This window comes from Streptomyces daliensis (genome assembly GCF_054782395.1).
Window position 1 is genome coordinate 1 of record NZ_BAAGSO010000088.1, and the last position, 24,889, is coordinate 24,889.

A 24,889-nucleotide genomic window follows, 5' to 3' on the forward strand; every position below is an offset into this window, starting at 1 on the left:
GGCCGCCCCAGCGTCCGGTGAACGCCCAGGTGAGCGGCCTAGTGCGAGGCCCATTTCGACCTCGCACCTTAAAGCACAAGCTGAGCGTCACCGGCCCGGGCGGACGGAGCGGGCGGGTCAGTCCGGGAGTCGGCCCTCTTCGACGGCCACGGCCTCATCGGTACGGCCCGCGAGCCGGTAGGAGGCCGCCAGATGGGCACGTACGCGGCTCGTGTCGGGGTGATCCGCCCCGAGCGTGCGTATCCGGGCCGCGAGTACGCTCTCCTCAAGCCGGGCGGCGTCCTCCGGACGGCCGCCCTTGCGGAGGGAATCGGCGAGGTTGGCCTGCGCGGTCAGGGTGTCCGGGTGCCCGTGGCCGAGCGAACGTTCCCGCTCGGTGAGCACCTGCCGGTGCAGCGCGACGGCGTCCTCACTGCGCCCGGCCTCCTGGTAGTAGACGGCGAGATTGGCGCGCACCGTATGGGTGTCGGGGTGGTCGGGGCCCAGGACGCGCTCGCTCTCGACGCGGTTGCTCTCGCCCTGGAGGATGGCCTCCGCGGTGCGCCCCGCGTGCCAGTACGACGAGGTGAGATGGACCCGGGCCCGGAGTGTGTCCGGGTGGTCGGGGCCGAGGACGCGCTCGCGGTCCGCCAGGAGCCGTTCGCTGAGCGCCACCGCCTCGTCCATGCGCCCGGCCCTCCGGTACGAGAAGACGAGGTTGGCCCGTGCGGTGAACGTGTCGGGGTGGTCGGGACCCAGCAGCCGTTCGCGGTCGGCCAGGACGGTTTCCTCCAGCGGCACGGCCTCCGCCGTGCGCCCCGCGTTGCGGTACGAGGCGGCGAGGGCCGCGCGCGCCCCGATCGTCTCCGGCGCCTCCGCGCCCAGCAGCCGCTGCCGGTCGGCGAGCACACCCTCCTCCAGCGGAATGGCCTCGTCAGTACGCCCCGCCTGCCAGTAGGAGTGGGCGAGGTCGGCCCGCGCGTCCAGAGTGTCCGAGTGGTCGGGGCCCAGGCGCCGTTCGCGGTCGGCGAGCACGTTCTCCTGGAGCGGGATCGCCTCGTCCGTACGCCCCGCGCTCCGGTACGAGGCGGCGAGACCGGCGCGCGCCCTGACCGTCTCCGGGTGCTCAGCGCCGAGAGCCTCTGTGCACGCCTCGCACAGCGCCCGCCAGTAGTCGACCGCTGCGGCGTACAGGCCCACACCGTCGAGACTGCGCCCGGCGGTGAACAGCACCTCGTGCGGCCCGGGGTGCCACAGATGGTCCTCCGCGCAGCTGCGCAGCGCCCCCGCATTGGCGCGCAGGACCGCGGCGAGGCCGGACTCGGGGGCGTCGAGCTGCGGCCATACGCCGAGCAGAGCATCGGCGGTCGTACGCGCCGCCTCCGCCTCCGCCTGCGACGGAGTGTGCTCGCGCGCGGCCCGCGCGGTGAGGGCGTGCACCCGGACGCTGTCGGGAGCGCCGTCCTTCTGCCAGCTCAGCAACCCGTACCGGTGGAGCAGGCCGAGAGCGGCGCGCACCTGCGCCGCGGTGACGGGCCCGGACCCTACCGGGGACGCCGTGGGCGCGGCGGAGGCCGTGGGCGCCCCGGGCGTGCGATGCCGTGCGAAATACTCGACGACGGGCGCGGTTGTCCAGAACGACTCGGGGTGCCCCGCAGGGTCGAGCAGCCCGGCCAGCTGCATACCGGGGCTGGCGAGGCCCGCCGGGTCATGGGCGTCCGCGGCATCCAGGTTCAGCAGGAGGGTCACGTCGACCGCACGCCCGTAGCCGTCGCCGTCGGCGTGGACGGGGAACAGCCGGTCCAGACTGGTGCGGCGGTCACGGACCAGCCGGAGATAACCGGAGCAGCTCTCGCCCATGTCGATCATGTAGGCGGCGGCGTGGCTGAGCGCCAGCGGCAGCTGCCCCAGCGCTTCCGCCAGCGCACCTGACTCCTCGTCGCACAGCTGCGGGCAGCCCGCCTCGGCCAGTCGCGTACGGAGATAGGCGCCCGACTCCGCGGGGGTGAAGACCCCGACCTCCACGAGCCGTCTGCCGCCGCCGGTCACGGCGGCATCGCGGCGGCGCGTGGTGGCCAGCACCCAGCCGTTCTCCGCGTCGCCCGACGGCCACCAGCCGGACATGCCCACCAGGTCGCCGACGTCGTCGAGCACGACGAGCCAGCTGCGGTCCGTGCCGGCCAGCCAGTCGAGGAAGCAGCGCCCGTCCTGCTCAGGATCCTCACCCGTGGCGCCGGGGGCCCGTACGCGGGAAGCGGCCCGCGCGTACGCGAGCACCACGTCCCGGACCTCGGCTGCGGGCACCCACACCACCAGGTCCGTGCCCGTGGCGATGGCCTCGCGGGCGTAGGCCGCGGCCAGTTGCGACTTTCCCACGCCGCCACCGCCTGACAGCACCTGGGCCAGCACCACCGTGCGGCCCAGCCGCCGGGCCGCGTCGATACGGCTCCGGACCGCTTCGCGCGGCTGCGAGGCCGAGGCCGGAACAGGCGGTGTGCCGATCCGCATCGGCCAGGAGACCGCCTCGGGCAGATGGTAGTGATGGTGCGCCTCGTATTTGTTGATGACGCTGGCACCGTCGCCGATCGCGGACGCCACGACGTCGCCTCCGGCCGCGACACTCACGCCCTCGCTCTCGGCCGAGACGCGTCCGCCTTCACCCCCGTCTTCACTCCCGCCTTCCGCCGCGACCTCCGGTCGCGCCGACACCGGTGCTCCTGCGGCTCTCCCGCGCCGCCGAGGCCATCTGCTCACCGCTCGCTGTCCTCACCGAGCGCGCTGTCGACGACATCGCCGCGCACCGCCATCCCCTGGTCCCCGGCGGTCACATCAGGGTCGGGACCGGCACCGTCGGCGGGGCCGCTTCCGCGACGCGGTGGTGGCTGTGCCGAGGGCGGGCCGGTGACCCTGCTGCGGGGGCCGATCGCCGTGCCGACCACGCTGCCACCGACCGCAAGCCCGCCGTGGCCCGCACCGACTCGCGGGTTGAGGTCGTCGCCACCGCCACCGCCCCCGCTCCTGCCGTCGCGCCGGCCGAGCAGTGGCCACAGGGCCAGCGCGCAGCCGACCACACCGGTCACCGCGCCGATCAGGCCCGCGACTTGCTCGCCCACGTTCAGCCCGCCCAGCACGCACAGGAGCACCAGCCCGACCGCCGTGCCACCGCAGACCAGAGCGAGCGTCCATAACGCGCCGCGCCGCCCTCCGGGACTCCCCGTCATCACTGCCCCTTCGCCCAAGCCGCCGCACGCTACCGGCCCCTGCTCGACGACGACCGTTCACCACCCAGCGTACGGTTGTGCGCTTCGAGACGCCGCTATGCGATTCAGGCCATGGGAACCCGGTGCGGGGACCTGGACAGCTCACGGGAATGACCATCACTGATGTGTGTCGGCCCTCGGCGTGCGTCCACGCCCACGCCACCCGGCGCACCGCCCCACGCCCTCACCCCTCACAAGGTGGCCGTCCAGATGCTCCCCAACCCCCGCGGGGCGCGAGGCCGGGGCCGCTACCGCGAGGAAGGCGGGGCACTGCGCTGCTCGTACCTGCTGTGAACGTGACTCCGTCGGAGATCTTGGAGTTTCCCGGTGCGGCGGCATGGTCAACGGGCATGCTCGGGTAGTACCGCCGACCGATGCAGCCTGTCGAGGTGCCTGTTGTCCTTCCGCCCCCGTTCCGGTGAGCAAGTCCCGCCTTTGACCGCGCGGATCGCGTGGACGAGCCACCCGGGCGGTACGACGGTGACATGGGTACGTGGCCGCCTCGACTTCACGTACGCGATGACCATGGAGCTGGACGACTCCGGCTTCCACCACAGCGTCCTCGCGGGCTTCCACGACCGTCCCGCCGACGGCGACCGTGCCGACCGGCTCCTCGGCCTCGCCCTGGTCCGCCTCAAGAAGGCCGGTCCGGTGCGCGAGCACACCACGCAACGGACCGCACGTCCACGTTCCGGGCCAACCGCTCGCACGGCAACACCGGCGGCGACGCGACGGCACGTACGGGACCGAGTGCGAGCCGTCGCGCACCTGCTGACCGCAGAAGAAGGCACTCGGCACCAACCGACAGTAAGGAAGCAGCAGACATGAGACGCACCCGCAAGCGCACTCTCGCCACCACGGGCGTGGCGGCACTCTCCGCCCTGGCCGCCCTGACCCTCCCGCTCGTCACAGGGGGTACCGCCACTGCGGCCGACCCGTGCGACTACCCCGCGCAGCAGCTCGACCTGACCGACTGGAAGGTGACTCTGCCGACCGGGTCGAGCGGCTCGCCGACCGAGATCAAGCAGCCCTCCCTGGCCACCTACGCGTCGGCTCCCTGGTTCACGGTGAACTCCGCGTGCACCGGCGTCCAGTTCCGGTCGGCGGTCAACGGAGTCACGACGTCCGGCTCCAGCTATCCCCGCTCCGAACTGCGCGAGATGACCGACGGCGGCACCGAGAACGCCTCCTGGCCGGCCACCTCCGGCACCCACACCATGACCTTCCGGGAGGCGTTCAACAAGCTGCCGAACGACAAGCCGCACCTCGTCGGCGCCCAGATCCACGACGGCGACGACGACGTGACGGTCTTCCGCCTGGAGGGCACCAGCCTCTACATCACCAAGGGCGACGACACCCACCACAAGCTGGTGACCAGCAACTACGATCTGCACACCACCTACGAGGGCAAGTTCGTCGTCAGCGGTGGCCAGATCAAGGTGTACTACAACGGCGTCCTCCAGACGACCATCTCGCACACCGCGTCAGGGAACTACTTCAAGGCCGGTGCGTACACCCAGGCCAACTGCGGGAACTCCTCCCCGTGCAGCAGCTCCAACTACGGGCAGACGAGCATCTACAAGCTCCAGGTCACCCACGACTGAGCGACGAGGCGGCGCCGGGCCTCGGGCTAGATGATCAATTCCAAGGGGGCATTGATCGTCAGCGGTCACCGCCAGATCGACAGCCGCCTCATCAACGCCTGACCCCCACATACCCGCGCCGGTGGGAAGCAGCCGCCAAAATTGCTTCGGCAATACTTCCGCTGTGCTGCGACATGATGGAGAAGTGGTCTGTCGCGATATTGATGACGTGTTCGAAGTCGGCGTCGGGCAGAGCGGGACTAGTTGGCCACCAAGAAGGCTGACGAGTGGCGCGAAGGAGTGTCTTTTGGATACTCGTTTTACCCCAGCTGTGACCGTAGGGAAATTCGATATACCTACCCAGGGCTGTCACCGTGGCGTAGTCGAATCCGTCCGCCTGGTTGGCCTGATCCGCAAATTGGCGGAGCAGAGACGTCAGTGCCGCGTCTTCCCGAACTATCGCATCGGTGCTGGGCGGATCGATCATCACGACAGAGTGCGGATAACTTCCTCCCTTCTCCAGGATCGCTGAAGTGGCCTCGGCGAAATAGGCTCCTGACGAGTGGCCAACGAGAACGAAGGGAGCGTTCTGGGCAAGCTCGGCTACGGTAGTGGCGAGCGCTTGAGCTGCTGCTTCCGAGTTGTTGGGGAGCGATTCTTCCTCGCGATAACCTGGAAGACCCAGGGCATAAGTCCTGAGATGCCGGCTAAGGTGTCCTGCCACCTGTGTGTAGGAAAATCCGTTCCCTACCGGCGCGATGGAATCAATGCAGGCCACGAGGGTCTCACCGTCTCCGTCACACAGCTTGACGGGATGACGTAAATCCTTGTGGCCTGCCAGATCCGAGAATGACGGTCGTGTCCGTGCTGCTTCAGTCGCTATTTGAGAAGCCAGACGTCCTTCTCCTCGGCGAATCGCTGCCGTGAACACCTCGACGATGTCAGCTGCGTCTGGCGGTACTGCGCTGTTCTGGGCTGCCGGGTTCGCAGAAGTGCCGGACGGTGTGGAAGCAGTCCCTGAATTTTTGCTCGGAGGGTTGCTCTTGCCTTCAGGTTCAGTTTGGGCCGTTGCCTGGAGAAGAGACGTGAGGTATTCGGCCAAGGCCCGAGGCGTGGGGTAGACGAATACTGCGGTAGTGGGGAGACGGGCATCGGTCGCGGCGTTCAGACGATTGCGCAACTCGACTGCCATGAGTGAGTCCACGCCCATGTCGGCGAAGTTGCGTTGGAAGTCGTCGGCCCGCGGATGCTTGTGGCCGAATACGGTGGCCGTGGTAGCGAGAACCAGTTCATTGACCGCCTGCGGCAATGCTGCGGCGTCCAAATCTGCCAGATAATTGCGGGGGCCAGTATCTTGCGAGCGGAATGACCTGTGGGTTTTCGAGCGATTACGGGTGCCCACAAGGCTTACCAGCAGGGCGGGTGCCGCATGTGACTCGACGGCCGCGGACAGCGCCTCGCTGTCAATCGGGGTGGCGATCAGTGCGGGTGAGGATGTCCGAATCGCCTGGTCGAAGAGATTGAGCCCTTCCTGCTCGGTCATCGGCCTCATACCGGTGCGGCTGATTCGTTGCAGATCGGCGCTCGTGAGGTGAGCGGTCATGCCGGTCGCGGTATTCCATATTCCCCAGGCAATGGAGGTGGCGGGCAGCCTTTTGGCTCGGCGATGCTGGGCCAGGCCGTCGAGGAAGGCGTTGGCGGCGGCGTAATTTCCCTGTCCGGGGCTTCCGAAGACACCGGAAACGGAGGAGAAAACGATGAACCTGGCCAGTCCGATTTCTTGGGTGAGGTCGTGGAGGTGCGCGGCGGCTTCGACTTTCGGGCGCATGACTTTGCGTATCTGGTCTGCCGTAAGCCGGGTGAGGACGGCGTCGTCGAGTACGCCGGCCATATGCACCACGGCGGTGAGCGGATGCTGGGGCGGTATGCGGCCGAGCAGCTGTGACAGGTCGTCCCGGTCGGCAACGTCGCACTGGACGACGGTGACCTGAGCGCCGAGCTCCGCGAGTTCGGCGCTCAGGTTGTCAGCGCCGACGGCTGCCGCTCCCGTCCGTGAGGCGAGTACCAAGCGGGCGACCCCGTGTTCGGTCACGAGACGGCGGGCGATGAGTTTGCCGATGCCGCCGGTGGCACCGGTGACAAGGACGGTTCCGTTGGGGTCCAGCGGTGCGGGGGCGACCGCGGAGGGCGGCCTGCGCCGCACGAGCCTTGGACTGCTCACCACGCCGCGCCGCACGGCGACGTCAGCGTAGGAGGGTGCCGCCGCGGCGGCTTTTGCCCACGCGTTGGATGAGCTGTCGAGATCGAACAGAACGAAGCGGTCCGGGTGCTCGATTGCCGCGGTTCGGACGAGTCCCCGGAGCGCACTCTGCTCAGGGCGGACGTCGTCGCCGTCGGCGACCGCCACCGCATGAGATGTGGCGATGGCCAACGTGGTGGTGGCGAACCGTTCGTCAGCGGCCCATTGGGCCAGCACCCGTAGCGTGTTTTCCGTCAGCAGGATCGCTGACTCCGCGGTGTCCGGTTCCGCTTGAGACCGGCCGTACGGGGAGAGCACGGGAACCGTACTGCTTCCATCGAGCAGGCACCTTTCGACGCTTTCGGTGTCGTGGCAGATCGTCAGGCGCGGATCGTTGCCTGCGGTGAGGATGCTGGCAGCGTCGAGGATGCACAGATCCTCGGGTGTGGATTCCTGGAACGATGCGGTCGGTGTCCATTGGAGCTGGAGGAGCGACTCAGACTCCGCCGGCTGGATTTCCTGCATCAGCTGGGCTTGCGAGATCGGACGCGTGGACAGACCCGCGATGCGGGCCACGTGACGGCCGGATTCATCGAACAGGTCCATACCGACAGACTGACCGGAGCGCTGGGTGAGGTGGGCCCTGAGGGTGTCGGATCCCGGGTGGACGAGGTGGGCACCTTCGGCGGAGAACAGGAGAGGAACCTGACGCTCCGACATTTCTTCGGCTGGATTGAGGCTCTTGAGTTGCCAATGAGCCGCGGCGTCCAGGAGTAGGGGGTGGATTCCGAAAACGCTCGCTTCCGAGCGATATCGCGGCGGTATTTTTACCTCGACGAAGACTTCTCCATCCCGCTGCCAGATTGCGTGCACATTCTGGAAGTCCTCTCCGAAATGGTAACCGCGCCTGGCCAGGGTGGGGTAGAGATCCGTGGTGTCCACCGACTCCGCGCCAGCGGGCGGCCAGGTCGTCATATCCGCCCAGGGTCGCTCCTCGACGTCACCGCTGGGGTTCTTCAGGTACCCGGATGCGTGGCAGGTCCAGGTGTCGTCGTCTTCTTGGCCGACGGACCTCGGCGCCTGTGAGTTGATGGTGATGCGGCGCCGGCCCCCGCCCTCGTCGCTGCCGATCCTGACCTGCAGTCGGACCGGGTCCTGGTCGGGGAGATACAGCGGGCTGAGGAACGTCAGCTCTTCCACCTCAGGGCAGCCGACCCGCAGTCCAGCCTGCAGTGCCATGTCCAGCATCGCCACCCCCGGCATCACCACGGTGGTCAGCACCGCGTGGTCGGCCAGCCAGGGATGGGATTGCAGCGACACGCTGCTGAGGGCGATCCACTCGTCGGTTCCGGCAAGTCCCGTGACCGGGCCGAGCAGCGGCTGGTCGGCCGGTGCCCCGCCCGAGCGGTCCTCCTCGCGCGCCCGACTCGGCACGTCGGAACCGACCCAGTAGTGCTCGTGCTGGAAGGCGTAGGTGGGGAGTACCGCCTTCGTGTTCCCACTGTGGTGCTCCGGGATGAGGCTGACGTTGTATCCGGCCACGTACAACTGGCCCAGGGCGGTGAGGAGTTCCTCGGTCTCCGGCCGGTCGCGGCGCATCACGCCGATGACGCGCGGTTCGTCTCGTGCGGCGGCCTCGGCGGTGAAGGCTTCCAGGGACTCGGCGATGGCCGGGGTGAGGACTGGATGTGGCGAGAGCTCCAGAAATTGTGTGTGGCCCTGTTCGAGAAGGGATGTCGTGGTGTCCAGCAGGCCGACACGGTTTCTGAGGTTCTGATACCAGTAATCGGCGCCCAACTGGCGCCCGTCGATCGGGGAGCGGTGTGACCAGCCATCTACGGTGCTGTACATGGGTATGCGGGTGACACCAGGCCGAATGTCGGCGAATTGCTCCAACAGCTGGTTTCGTACGGTCTCGACCTGGGGGCCGTGGGACGCGTAGTCGACGCCAACCCTGCGGGCGCGGACCCCTTCGGTTTGGCACCGGTCGAGGAACTCGCTGACGGCTTCGGTCTCTCCGCTGACGGTCCAGTGGGTCGGGCTGTTGGCAGCTGCGACGCCGATGTGCCCGGTCCATGGCTCGAGGAGCCCGTTCAGTTGTTCGGGCGCAGCCCAGACCGAGGCCATCGCGCCGTGGCCGGACAGTGCTGACAGCGCCTGACTGCGCAGCGCGACGACTTTCGCGGCGTCCTCCAGGGACAGAGCCCCGGCGACGCAGGCTGCGCTGATTTCCCCTTGGGAGTGGCCGATGACCGCGTCCGGGACGGTGCCGTGGCGCTGGAGGGTCGCCGCCAGCGAGGTCATGACGGCGAAGAGCGCGGGTTGGATGACGCTGTCCGCCTCCAGGCCGGGTGCCCCCGGTGCTTGGCGCAGCACGTCCAGAACCGACCAGTGGGTGAATGGGCGCAGGGCTTGGTCAGCCGCGTCCAATGATTCCCGGAATATCGTTGAGCTTTGGTAAAGGCGCTGCCCCATGCGGGGCCACTGGGAGCCTTGGCCTCCGAAGACGAATACGGTTTTGCCTCGTGGTCCGGTGGTGCCGGTGACGACACCTGTTTCCGGTCGGCCTTCGGCAAGCGCGTCAATGCGGGCCGCGGTGGCGGCTGTGTCGCCGGCGAGGACGACTGCCGAGTGCGTGAAGCGCGTGCGTGTGGTGGCGAGGCTGCGGGCGATGTCCTGATAAGAGAGCTCTGTGTGTTGCTGGATGTGCCGGCGAAGACGTGCTGCCTGTGCTTTCAAGGCGGTTTTTGATTTTCCCGACAGGACCCAGGGGACGATTTCTGTTTCGGGACTGCTCTGAGGGATCGGGTCGGCGAGCGTCGGCACGGGACCGGAGGTGTCGGGACTCTGCTCCAGAATGAGGTGGGCGTTGGTTCCGCTGATGCCGAATGAGGAGATTCCGGCCCGGCGCGGCCGTCCTGTGCTCGGCCACCGCTGCGACTGGGTGAGGAGACTGACGGTGTCGGAGGACCAATCCACCTGGGGTGTGGGCTCATCCACGTGAAGGGTCTGGGGAAGCACGCCGTGGTGCATGGCCATCGCCATCTTGATGACGCCGCCGACGCCTGCGGCGGCAAGGGTGTGGCCTATGTTGGACTTCAAAGAGCCCAGGTACAGGGGCACCGGCGTTCCGTCGCCGTTGGTGGGGCGGCTGCGTCCATACGTGGCCATCAGAGTTTCGGCCTCGATCGGGTCGCCGAGCACGGTGCCGGTGCCGTGCGCCTCGACGGCGTCCACGTCCGCGGCTGACAGACGGGCAGCGGTCAGGGCGTCACGGATGACCTGTCGCTGGGCGATTCCGTTGGGGGCTGAGAGCCCATTGCTCGCCCCGTCCTGGTTGACGGCGCCGGCGCGGATGGTTGCCCATATCCGATGGCCATGACGTTTGGCCTCCGAGAGCCTTTCCAAGGCAAGTACCCCGGCTCCCTCGCCCCAGCCGGTGCCGTCGGCGGCCGCGGCGAATGACTTGCATCGCCCGTCGGGCGACAGGCCCTTCTGCCGTGCGAACTCGGTGAAGGCCATGGGGGTTGCCATGATGCTGACGCCGCCGGCCAGGGCGAGCGCGCACTCGTCGCGTCGCAGGGCCTGACAGGCCAGGTGTACGGCGACCAGCGAGGACGAACAGGCGGTGTCGACGGTGACGGCGGCGCCTTGCAGGCCAAGGGCGTAGGCGATGCGGCCGGATACGACGGCGTGGGACACACTGGTCGGCCGGTAGCCTTCGGTCCCATCGGATCGCTGCCAGCCGTCCGAGTAGTCGAGACTGGCGACTCCGGCGTAGACGGCGGTGCGGGACCCGCGCAGCTCGGTCGGATCGATGCCGGCGTGTTCGAGTGCCTCCCAGGCGGTTTCGAGCATGACGCGTTGCTGCGGATCGAGTGTGGCGGCCTCGCGAGGGGATATCCCGAAGAATTCGGCGTCGAACATTGCGGCGTCGTACAGGAAACCACCGTGGTGTGCGTAGGTGGTTCCGAGCGCATCCTTGTCTTCGGAGAAGAGGCTGTCGAGATTCCAGCCGCGGTCGGTCGGGAAGGGGCCGATGGCGTCGCCGGCGCTTGCGACAAGGCTCCACAGACTGTCCGGTCCGGTTACTCCGCCGGGGTAGTGGCATCCCATTCCTACAATGGCTATGGGCTCATTTCTGGCGTCTTCCATCGCCTTGAGCTGCTGTCGGCTGCTGTGCAGCTCAGAGGTTGCGCGCTTGAGGTAGTCAAGGAGTTGCTGCTCGTTGTCCGTCATGGTCTTCGGCCCCTCTTCGCTTCTAGTCGTGATTGTCGGCGCGGTGGTCGCGCTGTTGGGCGCCGTTGTCGATGACGGCAAACAATTCGTCGGCGGTGGCATCCGCAAGGTCGTCCCCGGAATGTGCAACCTGTGGGGCCTGCGCGACCCCCGAGACCTCCGCCAGAAGGGCTTTGAGCCTGGCTTCGATGGCGCTGCGTTCGGTCTGGCTTCCCGAGAATTCAGCCAGCGCGGACTGGAGTTTGTCGAGTTCGGTGTCCCACGACAGCGAGTCGGATGTGGGAACCGCCATCTCCGTGCGCAGATACTCGGCTATTCCGGCTGCGGTGGGGAAGTTGAAGGTCAGCGTGTTCGACAGGTCCAGTGCGGTCACGGAACGCAGGCGCCTGGTAAGGGTGGTGGCGCCCAGCGAGTCCATACCGAGGTCTTTGAGGGGCTGTTCGGTGGGGACGTCGTCGGGGGTCGAGTAGCGGAGCACGGCCGCTGACTCACCCTGCACCAGGTTGGTCAGGTAGTCCCGTTGCCCGTTCAAGGAAAGACCGGCGAGTGATTCCCGCACCGTAGGGGAGTCGTCCGGCGACGCGGGGTCCTGGACCGTGGACAGGGTTGTGCGGTCGCGCGGCGAGTCGGTCGGGGGTGCGGCCGTAGCACCCGCATGCCAGGAGCCCGTCGCCTCCTGGGGAGTCGCTGCGGGCGGCGGTGAACCGGTTGTGGCCTCGAGCCAGTACCGCTGATGCTCGAAGGGATAGGTGGGTACATCGGGCTGAATGGCGCACTGAGGGGGGAGCAGCGCGTTCCAGTCCACCTTCGTCATGCCGGTGACGTGGACCTCGGCCACCGCCGTCGCGAGGGTGCCGGTCTCTGGTTGTCCTCGTCGTTGGGTGGCGATGGTCAGGGGTGCTGTGGGTTGCCCGGCGAGGGCTTCCTGGGCCATGGCCGACAGTACGGCGTCGGGGCCGACTTCCAGGTACTGGTCGACACCCTCGGTGCGCAGGTAGCGGATGCCGTCGTAGAACTGGACCGGCTTCCCGATGTGAGCGGCCCAGTAGTCCGGCGACGATGCCTCGTCTTCCGTAAGAACACGGCCCGTGACGTTGGAGATGATGGGGATGCGGGGCGCGGCGAAGCTGAGGGTCGCTGCGATCGCACGGAATTCTTCGGTGACGGCGGTCATGTGGTGGGAATGGAAGGCCCGGTTCGCCTTCAGGCGGTGGGTCGCGTAGCCCCGGGACTTCAGTGTCTCGGCAAGATGCAGCACAGGTTCCACGTCGCCGGACAGGACCACCGATGCGGGTCCGTTGACGGCGGCCAGGGCAACGCTGCCACCGCGGTCCTGGACCAGCGGCGCGATCTCCTCCTCGGGCGCGGCAACCGCGACCATGGCACCGCCCGGGCACAGGGTTTGCATCAGCCGGCCTCGCGCCGCCACCAGGGTGGCTGCGTCCTCCAGGGTCAGGACCCCTGCGACGTGTGCGGCCACGAGTTCGCCGAGCGAGTGCCCCATCAGGTAGTCGGGCTTCACTCCCCAGGACTCGAGGAGCCGGAAAAGAGCCACCTCGAAAGCGAAGAGCGCGATCTGGGTGTAGTGGGTTTCATCGAGCAGCCGGGCGTCGTCGGTCCCGTGAGGTGCGAACATGACCTCGCGCAGCGGGCGCTTCAGTACCGGGTCGACGGTAGAGCACACCGTGTCGATGACCTGAGCGAAGCCGGGGAAGACACGGTGCAGTTCGTGGCCCATGCCTGCCTGCTGGCCGCCCTGTCCGGTGAACAGACACGCGTACTTCGTGCTGTCACCGCTGACTCCTTGGACGACCGTCGCGGTCGGCCTGCCCTCGGCAAGCGCTTCGAGCCCATGGCGCACCTGGGCGACATCGGATCCGAGCACGACGGCCCGGTGGTCGAACAGGTGGCGGGCCGTCGCGAGCGTGAACGCCAGGTCCGCCGGCCGGTCATTCGCCGCAGGGTTGCCGAGGTGTTCATGAAGCCGCCTGGCGAAGCCCGCGAGTGCGTTGCCGCTTCGGGCCGACAAGGGAAGGGCCAGCACATCGCCGGGCAGGCTCGATCGCTCCCGGCTGTCCTCGGGCGGGCCGCCCGGGGCCGGGGACGTGACCTCGTCGGGGGCCTCAAGGATCACATGGGCGTTGGTGCCACTGATGCCGAAGGACGACACGCCGCACCGTCGTGGCCGTCCCGTTGCCGGCCACGGCACGGACTCGGTCAGCAACTCCGCGGTATCGGGTGCCCAGTCCACGTGTGGGGAAGGGGCGTCGACGTGGAGGGTCTTCGGAGCAGTTCCGTGGCGCATCGCCATGACCATCTTGATGACCCCGGCGACCCCGGCGGCGGCCTGCGTGTGGCCGATGTTCGATTTCAGCGATCCCAGGGAGAGCGGGAGCACTCCGCCTTCCGCGCGTGCCGGCCGCTCACGCCCGTACGTGTCCAGGAGTGCCGCGGCCTCAATGGGGTCCCCGAGGGTGGTGCCGGTGCCGTGCGCCTCGACCACATCCACGTCCGCGGCGGTCAGCCGGGCATCGGCCAGAGCGGCCCCGATGACCTTCTGCTGGGCCGGGCCGTTGGGGGCGGTCAATCCGTTGCTGGACCCGTCCTGGTTCACGGCTGTTCCGCGGATGACCGCCCACACGCGGTGCCCCCGTCGACGGGCGTCCGACAGCCGCTCCAGCACGAGCAGCCCCGCACCTTCACCGAAGCCGGTTCCGTCCGCCGCCGAGGCGAAGGCCTTGCACCGGCCGTCCGCCGACAGGCCCTGCTGCCTGGAGAACTCAACGAGCGTCCGAGGCGTGGACATCACCGTCACCCCGCCCGCCAAGGCCATGGAGCATTCACCTGTGCGCAGGGAGCCCACAGCCAGGTGCGTCGCCACCAACGATGAGGAGCAGGCGGTGTCCACCGTCAGTGCGGGCCCTGACAGGCCGAACTGGTAGGAGACACGGCCCGACAGCACGCTTCCGGCGGTTCCGGTCATCGAGCTGCCCTCGAGATCGGCCGGCAGGTCGCCCAGTGCGGGCCCGTAGTCATTGCGCATGGCGCCGATGAACACCCCGGTCGCGGTGTCGCGAAGGGATTCGGCATCGATGCCCGCGTGCTCGAACGCCTCCCATACGACCTCGAGCGAGAGCCGCTGCTGAGGCTCCATCGTCAGAGCCTCGCGCGGTGATATCCCGAAGAACGCCGCATCGAACCCGCCCACGTCCGTCAGAAAGCTGCCGTACTTGGTGCGTACGGTGCCGGTCCGGTCCGGAGCGCTGTCGTGGAGCGCGTCGAGATCCCATCCCCGGTCCACGGGGAACGGTGCCAGGGCTTCTTGGCCGCTTGCCACGAGATCCCACAGGCCGCTGGGCGTGTTCGCGCCGCCGGGCAGCCTGCACGCCATGCCCACGATCGCGATCGGATCATCCTGTGGTACGGACTCCTCCTTGGGCGGTGTGCCGGCCGCTGTCGGCTCCGCTGTGCTCTCGGTGAGCTGAGCCACCAGATACTCGGCCATGGCCCGCGGCGTCGGGTGGTCGAACACGATCGTCACCGGAAAGCGGCGCCCGGTTTCGGCGGCGAGCCGGTTGCGGAACTGCACCGACGTCAAGGAGTCAAAACCGAGCGCCTTGAATGCCCGGCCGGCGTCGACCGTGGACGCCGAGGAGTGCCCGAGTACGGATGCCGCGGTGGCGCGGACGAGATCCAACACCAGTTCCGTCCGCTGCTCCTGGGGCAGCGGGGCCAGCCTCGACTCCCAGGAGCGATCGGCCTGTGCTGTGCTCGCGGCTCGCCGGGCCGGTAGCCGCACGAGACCGCGCAGCAGCGCGGGGAGGCTCTCTGCTGCGGCCGGCGCGCGTAGCGCAGGCAGGTCGAGCAGGGCGGGAACCACGTGGGGTTGACCGGTTCGCAGGGCGGCGTCGAACAGGCGCAGCCCCAGTTCGGTCGGCATCGCCGCGATGCCGCCGCGCGACATGCGACTCCGGTCGGCGTCGTCGAGATGTGCGGTCATCCCGCTCTCGTGCGCCCACAGGCCCCAGGACAGGCTCGTCGCTGCCTGGCCCTGGGACCGGCGCAGGGCGGCAAGGCCATCGAGGTAACCGTTGGCGCAGGTGTAGTTGCCTTGTCCGGCACTGCCCAGGGTCGCTGTGACCGACGAGAAGAGCACGAACGCCGCGAGGTCGATCCCAGCGGTGAGCTCGTGCAAGATCCGCGCCCCGTCGGCCTTGGGCCAGTACACGCCATCGAGCCGGGACGGTGTCAGCGAACCGAACACGGTGTCGTCCAGTACCCCGGCCGTGTGGATGACGGCCTGCAAAGGCCTGTCATCCGGTATGAACGCGAGGACGCCGGCCATCTGGTCGCGGTCGCCGACATCGCAGGCCACGACGGTCACGTGCGCCCCGGTCTCCTCGGCCAGGCTGTCAGCCGCGGGGGCGTCGGCACCCCGGCGGCTGAGCAGGAGCAGGTGCCTCACTCCGTAGGCCGTCGCCAGGTGCCGGGCGATCAGGCGGCCCAGGCCACCGGTGCCACCGGTGATCAGGACTGTCTTGTCGGGGTCGAGAGCGAGCTGTTCGCCCGTGGCGGGAAGCGTCCGCAGCCGGGCTGTGTGAACGGTCTGACCGCGGACCGCCAGCTGCGGCTCGTTCAGTGCCACGGCCGCCGCGACGAGCGCGGCGACCGACAGGCCGGGCGAGGACGCGTCGGCCGTGCTCCTTCCGTCAACGGTGTCGCCCACGGTGGCGAAGGGCTCGGGAAGAGGGGCGCTGGACGGGGCCCGTACAGGTGTGGCCTTGGGGCCGGCGTCGTCGTGAACTGCCGATACCGGCCCCGGTATCTGGTCCGGGGGAAGATCGACCAGCGTGATCAGGCCCGGGTTCTCGGCTTGAGCCGTGCGTATGAGGCCCCAGATCGCGGCGGCCTCCGGCGAGACCGGTTCTCCCGGCGAGACGGCCACCGCCCCGTGCGTGACGATGGCGAGGTGCCGCCCCTGTGGGCCCTCGGACGCCAGCCACGATTGAACCTGTGCCAGCACGGCGTGCGGAGATGACGCTGGTCGCGTGGAATCCGCGCCGGTCACCGACGGCCGGGTGTCATCACCGGATCGCCCGACGGACGGACTCGTGAGTCCCCCGTTGTCCAGGGGCACGCCGTTGGCTGTGGGGCTCGGTTCTTCCGCAGCGGCGTCGTCCGCGGCGCCCGTGCAGGTCAGGATGGTGAGATCGGGCAGGGCCGGGGCATCGGGGAGCGTGGTGGGGGTCCAGGCGACGGTATAGAGCGGATCGGTGGCCGCGGCCGCGGTGAGGTCGCTGGGAGCTGGGCGCAGGGCCAAGGACTCCACCGTGGCGACGAGCCCGCCGGCCGGGTCGGTCATGGTGAGGGCGACACCGGCCGAAGTGGTGGTGATACGGGCGCGCAAGGATGTCGCGCCGACGGCGTGCAGGCGCACGCCGGTCCAGGCGAACGGCAGTCGGGGGCCCTCGGCAGGAGTGGGCCCTGTCAGGGCCACGATGGGGTGCAGGACCGCGTCGAGCAGGGCCGGGTGGATGCCGAAGGAGTCCGCTTCGCCTTCGGGCAGACGCACTTCCGCGAAGATGTCATCGCCACGGCGCCAGGCCGCGTGCAGGCCCTGAAAGGCGGGTCCATAGCAGTATCCGGCGGCCAGCAGGTGGGGGTACACACTGGTGACGTCGACGGGCAGGGCGTCGGCAGGCGGCCACGGTTCGTGCGGGCCGGGGTCCGGAGCCGTTGCGGGGGACAGGCTGCCGAAGGCGTGCCGGGTCCAGGTCGCGTCCGGCACGGCGGACGGCCGGGAATAGATGCTCAGGGTGCGACTGCCCTGCGGGTCGGGGGCGCTCACGGCCGCCTGCACGTCCACGGCCGCGCGCTCCCTCAGCGCCAGCGGGGCTTCGAGCGTCAACTCGTCGAGCGAGCCGGCGCCCAGCCGGGCACCGGCGTGGAGGGCGATCTCGACGAACGCGGTGCCGGGCAGCAGCACCGTGTCCAGGACGCAGTGGTCCGCCAGCCAGGGCTGGGTGCGCAGGTCGAGCCGTCCCGTCAGGAGGAGCCCGTCTCCGTCCGCCCGCTCCAGAGCCGCCCCGAGCAGGGGGTGTCCGGCCTCGGACAGCCCGGCCGGGCCAAGGCTCCCGGGGGTGGTCTTCGGGGTCAGCCAGTAGGACTCGCGTTGGAACGGGTAGGTGGACAGGTCGGCCGGTTCGGCGTCGGGTGTATGCCACTCGACGTACCCGCCGTGCGCCCAGACCTCGCCGAGTGCCGTCAGGAACTGCTCCAGGCCGCCGTGGTCGCGTCGCAGTGTCCCGATGACGACGCCGTCCTCCACGGTGTCCTGAACGGCTCCGGTGAGAATCGGGTGCGGGCTGACCTCGACGAACGTCGTGTACTCCGACAGCCCGGCGATGGTGGGTGCGAAGTGGACGGTCTGGCGAAGGTTGCGGTACCAGTAGTCCGCGTCGAAGGTGACCTGCCCACCGACTGTCGAGTGGAACTCGATCTCCGGGGTGAGCGGGCTCAGACCGTCCAACTCGTGCAGCAGGGTCGCGTGGATCTCCTCGACGTAGTGCGAGTGTGAGGCGTAGTCCACCGGGATGCGCCGGGCTCGTTCACAGGTGGCGTGGAACTCGTCGAGCGCTGCCACCTCACCGGAGACGACCGTCGCCTCGGGGCCGTTGACCGTGGCGATCGAGATCCGGCCGGCCCATGGCTCGATGAGCCGCGCCGTCTCGTCGGCCGAGGCCGGAACGGACGTCATCCCTCCGCGTCCGGCCAGAGCCGTGATGGCTTTGCTGCGCAGCGCCACTACCTTGGCGGCATCGTCGAGAGACAGGGCTCCGGCGACGTAGGCGGCGGCTATTTCGCCCTGGGAGTGGCCGATCACCCCGTCGGGCACCACGCCGTGGTGCCGCCAAAGGGCCGTGAGCGAGACCATCATGGCGAACAGCGCCGGTTGGACCACGTCGACTCGCTCCAGGCCTGTGCCGTGGCGCAAGGTGGCGTGCAGGTCCCAGTCGATGTACGGCGCCAGGGCGGTCGCGCACTCCTCGACGGCATTGGCGAATACGGGGGAGGTGTCCAGGAGGGAGGCGGCCATGGCGGCCCACTGAGCACCCTGGCCCGGGTAGACGAATACGGTCTTGCCCTGCGGACGGGTCTCCGTGCAGGACGGCGCGGCCAGGCCGGTGAGCAGTTCTTCCTGGTCGGCGGCGACCACTACGGCCCGGTGTTCGAACGCGGTGCGGCGCGTCAGCGTCTGCGCTGTCGAGGCGACCGAGGTGAACGGTGCCTCTGCCACCCGGCTCGCCAGGGCGCGCAACGCGTCCGGCGAGCGTGCCGCCAGAGGCACCGCCACGGCAGTGGAGGGGGCGGGCGCCGCGGGTTGCGCAGCGGGGGAGGCACCCGGGTAGGACTCGATGATCATGTGGGCGTTGGTGCCGGATATCCCGAAGGAGGAGACCGCGGCGCGGCGCGGCCGGTCGAGCATCGGCCAGGGGCGGGCCTCGGTCAACAGGGCCATCCGCCCCGAGGACCAGTCGATGCGAGGGGAGGGTTCGGCGGCGTGCAGCGTTGGCGGGAGGATCTCGTGCCGCAGGGCGGACACCATCTTGATGACCCCGCCGACCCCGGCCGCCGCCTGGGTGTGGCCGATGTTGGACTTGAGCGATCCGATCCACAGGGGATCGTCCGCGGAGTGTGCCTGACCGTAGGTGTTGAGCAGCGCCTGGGCCTCGATCGGGTCGCCCAAGGCGGTGCCGGTCCCGTGGGCCTCCACGACGTCCACATCGGCGGGACGCAACCCGGCCTGCGCCAGGGCCTGCCGGATCACCCGCTCCTGGGAGGGGCCGTTGGGCGCGGTCAGGCCGTTGGAGGCGCCGTCCTGGTTGACGGCTGATCCGCGGACCACGGCCAGCACCGGATGCCCGTGGGCGACGGCGTCCGAGAGCCGTTCGAGCAGGACCAGGCCCGAGCCCTCGGCCCAGCCGGTGCCGTCCGCGTCCGCTCCGAACGCCTTGCAGCGGCCGTCGCGCGAAAGCCCGCGCTGGCGGCTGAACTCGACGAACATGCCCGGGCTGGACATCACGGCAACGCCGCTGGCAAGCGCCATCGTGCATTCGCCCTGCCGCAGGGCCTGCACGGCAAGGTGCATCGCCACCAGGGACGACGAGCACGCGGTGTCGACGGTGAGGGCCGGTCCCTCCAGCCCCAGCGTGTAGGCGATCCGGCCGGAGGCCACGCTGGTGGTCGATCCGGTGAGCAGGTACCCGTCGAAGCCGTCGGCCGCCTCGTGCAGTTGCGGCCCGTAGTCCTGTGCCATGGCGCCCGCGAAGACGCCGATCCGTTCGCCGCGCAACGACCACGGATCGATCCCGGCTCGCTCCAACGCCTCCCAGGAGGTCTCCAGCAGCAGCCGCTGCTGGGGGTCCATGGCAGTGGCCTCCCGGGGGCTGATCCCGAAGAACGCCGCATCGAACGCGTTCGCGTCGTGCAGAAAGCCGCCCTTGGTCGTGTAGGTGTGCCCGGCCCGGTCCTGATCGGCGTCGAACAGGGCGTCGATGTCCCAACCGCGGTTGACGGGGAAGTCGCTGATCGCATCGACGCCCTTCGAGACGATGCTCCACAACTTCTCCGGGGTGTCCGCCTCGCCGGGGTAACGGCAGCTCATCGCCACAATGGCCACCGGCTCCGCGGGCGCGGTGGGTGTCACGTCCTCCTCGGGGGCGGCCTCGCTGCCTATGGCCAGGTACCGGGCGAGGACCGCCGGGGTGGGGTAGTCGAAGATCAGTGCCGGGCTCAGCCGCATCCCCGTCGACGCTTGCAGCCTGCCGCGCAGTTGCACGGCACTGATGCTGTCGAAGCCCAGGTCACGAAAGGGCGTTTCCGGGCCGATCGCGTCGGCATCCGTGTGCCCCAGGACGATCGCGGCCGTGGTGCGTACGAGGTCGAGCATGGACCGACCGGAGTCGAGCACGGATCGATCGGAGCGGACAGGCACCGCCGCAGCGGGCTGGGCGGCCGGCAGCTCGGCCGGTACGAAGGCGGCCGCGGCGTCGAACCAGTGACGTTCGCGGTCGAAGGCATACGTAGGGAGGTCCACGGTCTGCGCCGATGGCGGGGCGAAGACCGAGCGCCAGTCGGCCGCACAGCCGGTCACCCACAACTGGGCGAGTGCCGACCGTACCGACTGGTCCTCCTCGCGCTGGGCCCGCAGTGCCGACATCACCTCGGCCGGACCATCCGTCAGGGCGGCGGTGACCATGGGCCCCAGGGCCGGGCCGGGCCCCAGCTCGAGGAAGCGCACGGCTCCCGCCGCGCGCAGAGTCTGCACTCCCGCGGCGAACCTGACCGTGCCGCGCATGTGCCGCACCCAGTAGTCGGCTGTGCGGAGTTCGTCCCCACCCAGCTCGCCGCTCACGTTGGACACGATCGGGCGGCTCGGTGGACGGTAGGTCAGCGCCTCGGCCACTGCGCGGAACTCATCCAGGACCGGGTCCAGGTGAGAGGAGTGGAAAGCATGTGAGACGCGCAACTGCCGGATGCGGCGGCCGTGTTTCTTCCAGCGCGCACCCATCGACATCACTGAGTCGTGATCTCCCGAGACGACGATCGCGTTCGGCGCGTTGACGGCGGCCAGGTCGACGCCGTCCGTGAGCGTCGGGCCAACCTCTTCCTCGGTGGCCTCGATGGCCATCATCGCGCCACCCGCATACGCGTTCTCCATCAGGCGGCCCCGCGCCACGACCAGGGTGCAGGCGTCGGCCAAGGACAGCACGCCGGCTACGTGGGCGGCGGCGATCTCTCCGATCGAGTGACCGATGAGCAGGTCCACCTGGACACCATGGGACCGCATCAACCGGTAGAGGGCCACCTCCAGTGCGAACAGAGCGGGCTGGGTGAAGGCTGTGCGGTCGAGCCGCCGCGCCTCAGCGTCACCTTCACCGAACATCACGTCCAGCAACGGAAGGTCGATATGCGAGGCGATCTCGTCGAGCGCGGCCCTGAACACGGGCTCGGTGCGGTAAAGCTCGCGCCCCGCGCCCAAACGCTGACTGCCCTGTCCGGTGAACATGACGGCCGTGCGGCCCTCCGCCGCGGTCCCGGTGACCACGTCGCCGCTCGGCTCGCCCTCTGCCAAGGCGGTCAGCGCCTCGATACCGGCACCGAGCACGACGGCCCGGTGCTCGAAGTGGGTCCGCGTGGTGATCAGCGACAGCGCCAGATCGGCCGGGTCGTCGGACTTCACCACACGGGCCAGGCGCGCGGCCTGGCCCCGTAGCGCCTGAGGGCTGCGGGCGCTCAGCGCGTACGCCACCGCGTTCCCATCCGGCCGGGTACCGCTCTCCTGCGACGGCCCGCTGGGCGAACCGCGGCGGATTCGGCCTCCGGCGCTTCGAGCAGGGGCATTGCGCGCACTCGCGAGGGTGACCTGGTCCATGGCGTCAGGTCCGGTGAGGACCATGTGGCAGTTGGTGCCGCCCATGCCGAAGGAGCTCACGCCCGCGACAAGGTGCTCCGCGGGCCAGTCGGTCAGCTCGCGCTGTACCCGCAGGCCAAGTTCATCAAGGGGAATCGCTGGATGAGGGGTCGTGAAGTTGAGACTCGGCGGCAACTGGCGATGCTTGATCGCGAGGGCGGTCTTGAGCAGGCTCACTGTGCCTGCCGCACCCTCCAGGTGACCGATGTTGGTCTTCACCGAGCCCACCCGCAACGGCGTGCCTCCAGCGCGGCCCGCTCCGAGAACCTCGCCCAGGGCTGCGGCCTCGACCGGGTCACCTACGCGCGTACCCGTCCCGTGCAGTTCCACATAGTGGACGCTCGAAGGAGCGATTCCGGCCGCCGCATAGGCATCACGCAGCAGTTGAGCCTGGGCATCGGCGGCCGGCACGGTCAGCCCCGGGGTGGCACCGTCGCTGTTGACGGCGCTACCCCGGATCACGCAGTAGACCGGGTCACCGTCCGCCAACGCCGCATCGAGGGGTTTGAGCACCACAGCTGCGGCTCCCTCGCCGCGCACGTAGCCGTTGGCCCGCGCGTCGAAGGTGTGACAGCGCCCGTCGGGAGACAGTCCGCCGAACCGCTGCGCGGTCGCGGTACTCTCCGCGAGGATGTTCAGGTTCACCCCGCCTGCGACGGCCAGCGAGGACTCCCCCCGCACCAGACTCTGCACCGCCATGTGAACGGCTACCAGCCCCGACGACTGCGCCGAGTCGACGCTGAGGGAGGGGCCGCTGAGATTCAGGGCGTAGGAGATCCGGTTGGCGGCAATGCTGCGGTGCAGCCCCGTGATCGTGTGCGGCGTGAGCGCGGCGGTGCCGTGCCTGTACACCAAGGTTGCGTAGTCGTCCCACATCGCGCCGACAAAGACACCCGTCTTGGACCCGGCAAGGGTGCCGGGAACGATTCGGGCATCCTCCAGGGCCTCCCACGCGATCTCCAGCATCAGCCGTTGCTGGGGGTCGATTACGGCAGCCTCATTGGGGGAGATGCCGAAGAAGGCGGCGTCGAAGCGATCGATGTCGTCGATGAACCCGCCCAGCCGGACACTTGGATCGGCCGAGTCCCACCGCCCGGCAGGTGCCTCGGTGACATGGCTTTCCCCGGCGGACAGCACCCTCCAGAAGGCCCGCGGATCAGGCGCTCCTGGCAACCGGCATGCAATCCCGATCACGGCAATGGTGTTCATCGATTCAGCTACTCCATGTAGGGGCTGGAATATCCGCAACGGATGCGATTGCGACTGCACGTAGCGCGAGTGCCAGACCGGATGCAGAGCCACCCGTGCAGGCAGAGCGACGTCTCCGAGGTCGGCTTCCCTGGGCGCCCGGCTGGACGACCGAAGCCAAGTCGGCGATCAGCTCCGATCAATCGAGATCCGTCACCCACCGGCCCGCGCTACAAAGGGGTGACTCTTGTCCAGCAAGAGGGCTAGGTGCACCGACTCACCACCCGTATCCCGCGCTCCCGAACCGAGAGGCCCGCACGCCAGGGCAGCGAGACGCCGACCATGGGATGCGGCGCGTCGGCGCGATCGGATTTCCAGGTAAACGCGCGGCCTGCGCCGACAGAAGGGGCGACAGCCTGGCGAGGGCGTGAACGTGGTGAAAGGCCCCAACGCTCATGAGGGGGCTGTGAGTTGGGGGCCGTGCTGTCAGGGGGCGGGCTGGGCTCTGGAAGGCACCGTCAGTTACGGCGCCGGCCTGGCCGCCTTTCTCGAAGACGCCGGTGAACGCGTCATTGAGGTCTGCTGCCCCACACGTCCCACCGTTCGCGGGGCGGACGCAACACCGACATGCTCGACGCCCGCCCCTCCGGAAGGGCCGACGTATTAGTCCGTATTAGTCCGTGAAGCCCCTTGACCAGCTCTGTCGCGCGGCGGCACAGTGCTGGCTAATCCGCATTAGCAACCCCGCCTCTTCTCCGACACCCCGGGGCTAATGCGTATTAGTTAAGGAGGCGACCATGGTCGAAAACCGCCCGGAGCGAGGTGCCGTGCAGGCCCGGCGGGGGCGGCCTCGGCAGGCCGAGGTGGCGCGGCTCGCCGGGGTCTCCCAGACGACGGTGTCGCTGGTCCTCGGCGGCAACAAGCAGGGCATCGCGCTGCACGAGGAAACCCGCGCCCGAGTGCTCGCGGCGGCACGGGAGTTGGGGTACGTGCCCGACCCCGCCGCCAGGAGGCTGGCCGCGGCCCGCAACAACCTGCTGGGCGTCTTCAGCTTCACCGCGACCTTCCCGACGGCCGTCGAGCACTCGTACTACCCCTTCCTCGTCGGCGTCGAGCAGGAGGCGGCGGTCCAGGGCTTCGACCTGGTGCTGTTCACCGGCTCCAGCCCCGGCGGCGCCCAGGCCGACGCCTCCGGCGCGCTGGAGCGGGTGCGGCTCGCCGACGGCTGTCTCTTCCTCGGCCGTCACGTCCCCGCAGCCGCGCTGCGACGGCTCGTCGACGACGGCTACCCGGCCGTCCACATCGGCCGCCGCGACGAACTCTCGGGCCTGGCCTGGGTCGGCGCCGACTACGTCGAGGCCAGCGCCGAGGTCGTACGCCACCTCGCCGCGCTCGGCCACCGCCGCGTCGTCCTCGTCCGCGAGGACGACGACGCGCCCGCCTCCACCGACCGCGAGCGCGGTTTCCGCGCCGCGCTCGACGCGGCCGGTCTCGCCGGGCCCGAGGGTGGCGCCGATCCCGTGACGCGCGCCGCCGATCCGGCCGCCGGGATCACCTCGGAGTGGGTGCGGGCGCGGTACGCCGAGGGTGTCACCGCGTTCGTCGCGGAGGAGACCGATACCGGCGCCGCCTGGCGCGCGCTGCTCACCGCCGTCGAGGGCGCCGGGCTGTCCGCGCCCGCCGACGTCTCCCTCGCCCTCCTCGGCTCGCCGCCCGCCGACCTCGCCGGACGGCCGGAGCCCACCGGTTTCGACATCCCCCGCGCCGAGTTGGGAGCGGCGGCGGTACGCGCGCTCACCGGCCTCCTCGCCGAGGACGGCGCTCCGACCGCCTCGACCGTCCCGACCGTCCCGGCCGCAACCCCGTTCGTCGCCTGCGCCTTCCGGGCCGGGCACACGGCGGGCCCGCCGCCCGGCGCCTGACCCCG

7 protein-coding genes are annotated in these 24,889 nt (G+C 69.4%); 3 read left to right on the forward strand and 4 right to left on the reverse strand.

Features of this window, described 5'->3' with window-relative positions:
* Positions 1-117 precede the first annotated feature (117 nt).
* Both ACYVOO_RS19505 and ACYVOO_RS19510 read right to left on the reverse strand, forming a co-directional pair.
* On the reverse strand, positions 118-2,688 hold the full coding sequence (locus ACYVOO_RS19505; RefSeq protein WP_461016920.1) for a tetratricopeptide repeat protein: 2,571 nt from the start codon (positions 2,686-2,688) through the stop codon (positions 118-120).
* A gap of 41 nt (positions 2,689-2,729) precedes the next feature.
* Positions 2,730-3,200: a hypothetical protein gene (locus ACYVOO_RS19510; protein WP_461016921.1), complete on the reverse strand. Its 471-nt coding sequence runs from the start codon at positions 3,198-3,200 to the stop codon at positions 2,730-2,732.
* 519 nt (positions 3,201-3,719) lie between these two features.
* Between ACYVOO_RS19510 and ACYVOO_RS19515 the strand changes: the two genes are divergently transcribed.
* Positions 3,720-4,067 (forward strand): hypothetical protein, encoded by a 348-nt coding sequence (locus ACYVOO_RS19515; protein ID WP_461016922.1) that lies wholly within the window; start codon positions 3,720-3,722, stop codon positions 4,065-4,067.
* Positions 4,064-4,843 carry a polysaccharide lyase family 7 protein gene (locus ACYVOO_RS19520; protein ID WP_461016923.1) on the forward strand — a complete coding sequence of 260 codons (780 nt, stop codon included), beginning with the start codon at positions 4,064-4,066 and terminating at the stop codon, positions 4,841-4,843. The genes ACYVOO_RS19515 and ACYVOO_RS19520 overlap by 4 nt, the downstream gene beginning before the upstream one ends.
* A 91-nt stretch (positions 4,844-4,934) precedes the next feature.
* On the opposite strand, the gene ACYVOO_RS19525 is transcribed toward ACYVOO_RS19520, so the two are convergent.
* Both ACYVOO_RS19525 and ACYVOO_RS19530 read right to left on the reverse strand, forming a co-directional pair.
* Complete coding sequence (locus ACYVOO_RS19525) at positions 4,935-11,300, reverse strand: SDR family NAD(P)-dependent oxidoreductase (RefSeq protein WP_461016924.1); 6,366 nt, start codon at positions 11,298-11,300, stop codon at positions 4,935-4,937.
* A 22-nt stretch (positions 11,301-11,322) separates the two neighbouring features.
* Entirely contained in the window at positions 11,323-22,983 is an 11,661-nt protein-coding gene (locus ACYVOO_RS19530; RefSeq protein ID WP_461016925.1) for a type I polyketide synthase, read from the reverse strand.
* Positions 22,984-23,825: 842 nt separating this feature from the next.
* On the opposite strand from ACYVOO_RS19530, the gene ACYVOO_RS19535 reads away from it, so the two are divergent.
* Entirely contained in the window at positions 23,826-24,884 is a 1,059-nt protein-coding gene (locus ACYVOO_RS19535; RefSeq protein ID WP_461017282.1) for a LacI family DNA-binding transcriptional regulator, read from the forward strand.
* The last annotated feature ends 5 nt before the right edge of the window (positions 24,885-24,889 follow it).

Coding starts and splice junctions, on each gene's coding strand:
- ACYVOO_RS19510 (WP_461016921.1), bottom strand. CDS start 3,200: ATGACGGGGAGTCCCGGAGGGCGGCGCGGCGCGTTATGGACGCTCGCT.
- ACYVOO_RS19520 (WP_461016923.1), top strand. CDS start 4,064: ATGAGACGCACCCGCAAGCGCACTCTCGCCACCACGGGCGTGGCGGCA.
- ACYVOO_RS19525 (WP_461016924.1), bottom strand. CDS start 11,300: ATGACGGACAACGAGCAGCAACTCCTTGACTACCTCAAGCGCGCAACC.
- ACYVOO_RS19530 (WP_461016925.1), bottom strand. CDS start 22,983: ATGAACACCATTGCCGTGATCGGGATTGCATGCCGGTTGCCAGGAGCG.